Genomic DNA, 7,196 nt, shown 5'->3' on the forward strand with positions numbered 1-7,196 from the left:
ACAGTGTCGCTCCGGGCGAATTGCGCCACCGCCGCCCGCTGATTAATGTCTCTCGCAACGGTCGGCCAAGCCGACCGAACAAAAAATACAAGAGGCACTTACCATGAATACTGTCCACTTGCTGCTGCGGCCGCACCCGCACGCAGTACCGTTGTATCCAGGCTGACGCAGGCCATATTCCCCAATCATCGTCCCCTGTACCGGTTGCCCGTGTGCAGTGGTCTGGCTGTGCCCTACATTCTGGATAACAACAATGAACCAAGCACAAAACAGCGTCGGCAAAAGCCTCGACGTCCAGTCGTTCATCAATCAGCAGCCGCTGTCCCGCTACCAGTGGCGGGTCGTGTTGCTGTGCTTTCTGATCGTCTTCCTCGACGGCCTGGACACGGCCGCCATGGGCTTCATCGCCCCGGCGCTGTCGCAGGAGTGGGGCATCGACCGGGCCAGCCTTGGCCCGGTGATGAGCGCCGCATTGATCGGCATGGTGTTCGGTGCCCTGGGCTCCGGGCCGTTGGCTGACCGCTTCGGCCGCAAAGGTGTGCTGGTGGGCGCGGTGCTGGTGTTTGGCGGTTTCAGCCTGGCCTCGGCCTATGCCACCAACGTCGACCAGTTGCTGGTGCTGCGCTTCCTGACTGGCCTGGGCCTGGGTGCCGGCATGCCCAATGCCACCACGCTGCTGTCCGAATACACCCCCGAACGCCTCAAGTCGCTGCTGGTGACCAGCATGTTCTGCGGCTTCAACCTGGGCATGGCCGGTGGTGGTTTCATTTCCGCCAAGATGATCCCGGCCTATGGCTGGCACAGCCTGCTGGTGATCGGCGGCGTGCTGCCACTGCTGCTGGCGCTGGTATTGATGGTGTGGTTGCCGGAGTCGGCGCGGTTCCTGGTGGTGCGCAATCGTGGTACCGACAAGATCCGCAAGACCCTGTCGCCCATTGCGCCACAGGTGGTGGCCGAGGCGGGCAGCTTCAGCGTGCCAGAGCAAAAGGCCGTGGCCGCGCGCAGCGTGTTTGCGGTGATTTTCTCCGGCACTTATGGCCTGGGCACCATGCTGCTGTGGCTGACCTACTTCATGGGCCTGGTAATCGTCTACCTCCTGACCAGCTGGCTGCCAACCTTGATGCGTGACAGCGGTGCGAGCATGGAGCAGGCCGCGTTCATCGGTGCGCTGTTCCAGTTCGGCGGCGTGCTGAGTGCGGTGGGTGTGGGTTGGGCCATGGACCGCTACAATCCGCACAAGGTAATCGGCATTTTCTACCTGCTGGCCGGGGTGTTCGCCTACGCGGTAGGGCAGAGCCTGGGCAACATCACCGTGTTGGCCACCCTGGTGCTGATTGCGGGTATGTGCGTGAACGGTGCGCAGTCGGCGATGCCGTCGCTGGCGGCGCGCTTCTACCCGACCCAGGGCCGTGCCACGGGTGTATCGTGGATGCTGGGTATCGGCCGCTTTGGTGCGATCCTAGGGGCCTGGAGCGGCGCAACGCTGCTGGGCCTGGGCTGGAACTTCGAGCAGGTGCTGACGGCGTTGCTGGTGCCTGCGGCGCTGGCGACCGTAGGGGTGATCGTGAAAGGGCTGGTGAGCCACGCCGACGCGACCTGAGGAGCGGGGGCCGCTTTGTTGGCCATTCGCAGCACAAGGCTGTTCCTGCAGGGAGCGGCCTTGTGTCGCGATAGGGCTGCGCAATAGCCCCGGCATGCAGATAAGTAGCAGCGCAACAAACGGTTCGATAACCGCACGAATAGTCGATTATCGGATTGTAAGCCTACCGCCACTCTCCTTAATCTGAGCTCATCGAAGCACCCTGACCAGTAGCCTCCACACGTACCGCCGCGGCCTATGGCCAGTGGCAGGAGAAGCCTAATGCGCGACGTATTTATCTGTGACGCCATCCGCACCCCCATCGGCCGCTTCGGCGGCGCCTTGGCGGGTGTGCGTGCCGACGACCTGGCTGCCGTGCCGCTGAAAGCGCTGATTGAGCGCAACCCTGCGGTGCAGTGGGACCAGGTTGATGAAGTGTTCTTCGGCTGCGCCAACCAGGCCGGTGAAGACAACCGCAACGTGGCGCGCATGGCGCTGCTGCTGGCCGGCCTGCCGGAGAGCATCCCGGGCGTCACCCTGAACCGCTTGTGCGCGTCGGGCATGGATGCCATCGGCACTGCCTTCCGCGCCATCGCCAGCGGCGAAATGGAGCTGGCGATTGCCGGCGGCGTCGAGTCGATGTCGCGCGCACCGTTCGTCATGGGCAAGGCTGAAAGCGGCTATTCGCGCAACATGAAGCTGGAAGACACCACCATCGGCTGGCGCTTCATCAACCCGCTGATGAAGAGCCAGTACGGTGTGGACTCCATGCCGGAAACCGCCGACAACGTGGCCGACGACTACCAGGTTTCGCGCGCTGACCAGGACGCTTTCGCCCTGCGCAGCCAGCAGAAGGCTGCAGCCGCCCAGGCTGCCGGCTTCTTCGCCGAAGAAATCGTGCCAGTGCGCATTGCCCACAAGAAGGGCGAAACCATCGTCGAGCGTGACGAGCACCTGCGCCCGGAAACCACGCTGGAGGCGCTGACCAAGCTCAAGCCGGTCAACGGCCCGGACAAGACTGTCACGGCCGGCAACGCCTCGGGTGTGAATGACGGTGCTGCGGCGCTGATCCTGGCGTCGGCGGAAGCGGTGAAGAAACACGGCCTGACCCCGCGTGCCCGGGTACTGGGCATGGCCAGCGGCGGTGTTGCACCACGGGTGATGGGCATCGGCCCGGTACCGGCAGTGCGCAAGCTGACCGAGCGCCTGGGTGTGGCGATGAGTGATTTTGATGTGATCGAGCTCAACGAAGCCTTTGCCAGCCAAGGCCTGGCGGTACTGCGTGAGCTGGGTGTGGCCGACGATGCGCCGCAGGTGAACCCGAATGGCGGTGCAATCGCCTTGGGCCATCCGCTGGGCATGAGCGGTGCGCGCCTGGTGCTGACTGCGCTGCATCAGCTGGAGAAAAGTGGCGGGCGCAAGGGCCTGGCAACCATGTGTGTGGGTGTCGGCCAAGGTCTGGCGCTGGCTATCGAGCGGGTTTGACCTGTACCGGCCTCTTCGCGGGTAAACCCGCTCCCACCAGGATCCACGCAATCCCCTGTGGGAGCGGGCTTGCCCGCGAAGGGGCCGGCCTTGTTAGACACAAGGCCAATTGCCAGCCAGATAGCGGAACGAGTGTGTTACCAGGTATGTCTAGACTTACCTAGGACCCTCCAGGAGTAAAACCGTCATGACCTCAACCTATTACACCGGCGAAGAACGCAGCAAGCGCATCTTCGCTATCGTCGGTGCCTCATCAGGCAACCTGGTGGAATGGTTCGACTTCTACGTCTACGCCTTCTGCGCAATCTACTTCGCCCCGGCCTTCTTCCCGTCCGACGACCCTACCGTGCAGCTGTTGAACACGGCTGGTGTGTTCGCCGCAGGCTTTTTGATGCGCCCCATCGGTGGCTGGATCTTCGGCCGCCTCGCAGACCGCCATGGTCGCAAGAATTCGCTGATGATCTCGGTGCTGATGATGTGCTTCGGCTCCCTGATGATCGCATGCCTGCCCACCTATGACAGCATCGGCACCTGGGCCCCGGCACTGCTGTTGCTGGCCCGCCTGATCCAGGGCCTGTCGGTGGGTGGCGAATACGGCACCACCGCCACCTACATGAGTGAAGTGGCGCTGCGTGGGCAGCGTGGCTTCTTTGCCTCGTTCCAGTACGTCACCCTGATTGGCGGCCAGTTGCTGGCCGTGCTGGTGGTGGTGATCCTGCAACAGTTGCTGACTGAAGATGAACTGCGTGCCTGGGGCTGGCGCATTCCATTCGTGGTAGGGGCCATCGCCGCGCTGATCTCGTTGATGTTGCGCCGCTCGCTGCACGAGACCAGCAGCGCCGAAACCCGCAACGACAAAGATGCAGGCACCATCAAGGGCCTGTTCCGCAACCATGCGGCGGCTTTCATCACCGTGCTTGGCTACACCGCCGGCGGCTCGCTGATCTTCTACACCTTCACCACCTACATGCAGAAGTACCTGGTCAACACCGCGGGTATGACGGCGAAAAACGCCAGCTACGTGATGACCGGCGCGCTGTTCCTGTTCATGGTGGTGCAGCCGTTCTTCGGCATGCTGTCCGACCGCATCGGCCGGCGCAATTCGATGCTGCTGTTTGGCGCGCTCGGTACCTTGTGCACCGTGCCGCTGCTAATGGCGCTGAAAACAGTCACCAGTCCGTTCATGGCCTTCGTGCTGATCAGCCTGGCGTTGTGTATTGTCAGTTTCTACACCTCGATCAGCGGCCTGGTGAAGGCCGAGATGTTCCCGCCACAAGTACGTGCGCTGGGTGTGGGCCTGGCCTATGCAGTGGCCAACGCGGCATTTGGCGGCTCCGCCGAGTACGTGGCCCTGGGCCTGAAGACCCTGGGCATGGAAAACACTTTCTACTGGTACGTGACGGCCATGATGGCGATTGCCTTCCTGTTCAGCCTGCGCCTGCCGAAGCAGGCCGCGTACCTGCACCACGATGACTAAGGACGTGGCATGACCAACCAACTGTTCGACGCCTACTTCACCGCGCCGGCCATGCGCGAGATTTTCTCCGACCGTGGTCGCTTGCAGGGCATGCTCGATTTCGAAGCCGCACTGGCCCGTGCCGAAGCCGCTGCCGGGCTGGTCCCGCACAGCGCCGTGGCCGCCATCGAGGCGGCATGCCAGGCCGAGCGCTATGACGTGGGGGCGCTGGCCAATGCCATCGCCACCGCTGGCAACTCGGCAATCCCGCTGGTGAAGGCGTTGGGCAAGGTGATTGCCAGTGGCGTGCCCGAGGCCGAGCGCTATGTGCACCTGGGCGCCACCAGCCAGGACGCGATGGACACCGGTCTGGTGTTGCAGTTGCGCGATGCCCTCGACCTGATCGAAGCGGACCTGGGCAAACTGGCCGATACCCTGGCCCAGCAGGCCTTGAAGCATGCCGATACGCCATTGGTGGGCCGCACCTGGCTGCAACACGCTACCCCGGTGACCCTGGGCATGAAACTGGCCGGCGTGCTGGGGGCATTGACCCGCCACCGTCAGCGCCTGCACGAGCTGCGCCCGCGCCTGTTGGTGCTGCAGTTCGGCGGCGCCTCGGGCAGCCTGGCCGCTCTAGGCAGCAAGGCGATGCCGGTGGCCGAGGCCCTGGCCGAGCAACTGAAGTTGACCCTGCCCGAGCAACCCTGGCACACCCAGCGTGATCGCCTGGTGGAGTTTGCCTCGGTGCTGGGCCTTGTGGCCGGCAGCCTGGGCAAGTTCGGCCGCGATGTCAGCCTGCTGATGCAAACCGAGGCGGGGGAGGTGTTCGAGCCTTCCGCACCAGGCAAGGGCGGCTCTTCGACCATGCCGCACAAGCGCAACCCGGTGGGCGCTGCGGTGCTGATCGGTGCCGCGACCCGCGTGCCGGGGCTGGTATCGACGCTGTTCGCCGCCATGCCCCAGGAGCACGAGCGCAGCCTGGGCCTGTGGCATGCCGAATGGGAAACCCTCCCGGACATCTGCTGCCTGGTCTCCGGCGCGCTGCGCCAGGCCCAGGTGATTGCCGAGGGCATGGAAGTGGACGCAGCGCGCATGCGCCGTAACCTCGACCTGACCCAAGGGCTGGTGCTGGCAGAAGCGGTGAGTATCGTCCTCGCCCAACGCCTGGGCCGCGACCGTGCCCACCACTTGCTGGAACAATGCTGCCAGCGCGCCGTGGCCGAGCAGCGCCACCTGCGTGCGGTGCTGGGTGATGAACCGCAGGTCAGTGCCGAGCTGTCTGCCGAAGAACTTGATCGCCTGCTCGACCCTGCCCATTACCTGGGCCAGGCCCGCGTCTGGGTGGCGCGCGCCGTATCCGAACATCAACATTTCACTGCCTGAAGGAGACTGCTGTGGCGCATTTGCAACTGGCCGATGGCGTTTTGAATTACCAGATCGATGGCCCGGAAAACGCCCCGGTGCTGGTCCTGTCCAACTCGCTGGGCACCGACCTGGGCATGTGGGACACCCAGATTCCGCTGTGGAGCCAGCACTTTCGCGTGCTGCGCTACGACACCCGTGGCCATGGCGCATCGTTGGTCACCGAAGGCCCTTACACCATCGAACAGCTGGGCGGTGACGTGCTGGCCCTGCTCGAAGGCCTGGACATCCAGAAAGCGCATTTCGTCGGCCTGTCGATGGGTGGCCTGATCGGCCAGTGGCTGGGCATCAACGCCGGTGAGCGCCTGCACAGCCTGACCCTGTGCAACACCGCCGCCAAGATCGCCAGTGACGAAGTGTGGAACCCCCGTATCGACACCGTGCTCAAGGGTGGCCAGCAGGCCATGGTCGACTTGCGCGATGGCTCTCTCGCCCGCTGGTTCACCCCGGGCTTCGTCCAGGCCCAGCCTGAGCAAGCCCAGCGCATTTGCCAGATGCTGGCGCACACCAGCCCGCAAGGTTATGCCGCCAACTGTGCAGCGGTGCGTGATGCCGATTACCGTGAGCAACTGGGCCGCATCCAGGTGCCGGCGCTGATCGTTGCTGGCACCGAAGACGTGGTCACCACCCCTGAACATGGCCGCTTCATGCAGGCCGGTATCAAAGGTGCCGAGTACGTCGACTTCCCGGCAGCGCACCTGTCCAACGTCGAAATCGGTGAGGCGTTCAGCCGCCGCGTGCTCGACTTCCTGCTGGCTCACTGAGGACAACGCCATGGATGAGAAACAACGTTACGACGCGGGCATGCAAGTGCGCCGTGCGGTACTTGGCGATGCCCACGTGGACCGCAGCCTGGAAAAGCTCAATGACTTCAACGGCGAGTTCCAGGAGATGATCACCCGCCACGCCTGGGGTGATATCTGGACCCGCCCCGGCCTGCCGCGCCATACCCGCAGCCTGATCACCATCGCCATGCTGATCGGCATGAACCGCAATGATGAACTGAAACTGCACCTGCGCGCCGCAGCCAACAATGGCGTGACCCGTGAAGAGATCAAGGAAGTGCTGATGCAGAGCGCGATCTATTGCGGTATCCCGGCAGCCAATGCCACCTTCCACATGGCCGAATCGGTGTGGGATGAACTGGGTGTAGAGTCCCGACAGCAGTAATGCCTGCACTGGCCCTATCGCCGGCAAGCCAGCTCCCACAGGGATTGCACTGCCCTCAGGCCTGATGCAATCCCTGTGGGAGCT

The 7,196-nt window shown here is 63.8% G+C and carries 6 protein-coding genes; all 6 read left to right on the plus strand.

Annotation, left to right across the window (positions count from 1 at the left end; all coding sequences use genetic code 11):
- Positions 1 to 253 precede the first annotated feature (253 nt).
- A complete protein-coding gene (pcaK, locus tag ACN6NG_RS04295) occupies positions 254 to 1,600 on the plus strand; it encodes a 4-hydroxybenzoate transporter PcaK (RefSeq protein WP_016498119.1) in 1,347 nt (448 codons plus the stop codon).
- Positions 1,601 to 1,861: 261 nt separating this feature from the next.
- Complete coding sequence (gene pcaF / locus ACN6NG_RS04300; RefSeq protein WP_043197769.1) at positions 1,862 to 3,064, plus strand: 3-oxoadipyl-CoA thiolase; 1,203 nt, start codon at positions 1,862 to 1,864, stop codon at positions 3,062 to 3,064.
- Between the two features lie 187 nt (positions 3,065 to 3,251).
- The gene (locus tag ACN6NG_RS04305) at positions 3,252 to 4,541 is read left to right on the plus strand and encodes an MFS family transporter (RefSeq protein ID WP_063422266.1); all 1,290 of its coding nucleotides are present in this window, start codon (positions 3,252 to 3,254) and stop codon (positions 4,539 to 4,541) included.
- Between the two features lie 9 nt (positions 4,542 to 4,550).
- Positions 4,551 to 5,903 (plus strand): 3-carboxy-cis,cis-muconate cycloisomerase, encoded by a 1,353-nt coding sequence (locus tag ACN6NG_RS04310; protein WP_258653875.1) that lies wholly within the window; start codon positions 4,551 to 4,553, stop codon positions 5,901 to 5,903.
- 11 nt (positions 5,904 to 5,914) lie between these two features.
- Positions 5,915 to 6,706 carry a 3-oxoadipate enol-lactonase gene (pcaD, locus tag ACN6NG_RS04315; protein ID WP_197898162.1) on the plus strand — a complete coding sequence of 264 codons (792 nt, stop codon included), beginning with the start codon at positions 5,915 to 5,917 and terminating at the stop codon, positions 6,704 to 6,706.
- A 10-nt stretch (positions 6,707 to 6,716) separates the two neighbouring features.
- Positions 6,717 to 7,112 (plus strand): 4-carboxymuconolactone decarboxylase, encoded by a 396-nt coding sequence (gene pcaC / locus ACN6NG_RS04320; RefSeq protein ID WP_264360630.1) that lies wholly within the window; start codon positions 6,717 to 6,719, stop codon positions 7,110 to 7,112.
- Positions 7,113 to 7,196: the final 84 nt, after the last annotated feature.

The organism is Pseudomonas sp. TSO6 (assembly GCF_056098905.1).

Excerpts from the sequence above, each read along its gene's own strand:
- ACN6NG_RS04305 (WP_063422266.1), top strand. The coding sequence starts at position 3,252 with ATGACCTCAACCTATTACACCGGCGAAGAACGCAGCAAGCGCATCTTC.
- pcaF (WP_043197769.1), top strand. The coding sequence starts at position 1,862 with ATGCGCGACGTATTTATCTGTGACGCCATCCGCACCCCCATCGGCCGC.
- pcaK (WP_016498119.1), top strand. The coding sequence starts at position 254 with ATGAACCAAGCACAAAACAGCGTCGGCAAAAGCCTCGACGTCCAGTCG.
- pcaC (WP_264360630.1), top strand. The coding sequence starts at position 6,717 with ATGGATGAGAAACAACGTTACGACGCGGGCATGCAAGTGCGCCGTGCG.
- ACN6NG_RS04310 (WP_258653875.1), top strand. The coding sequence starts at position 4,551 with ATGACCAACCAACTGTTCGACGCCTACTTCACCGCGCCGGCCATGCGC.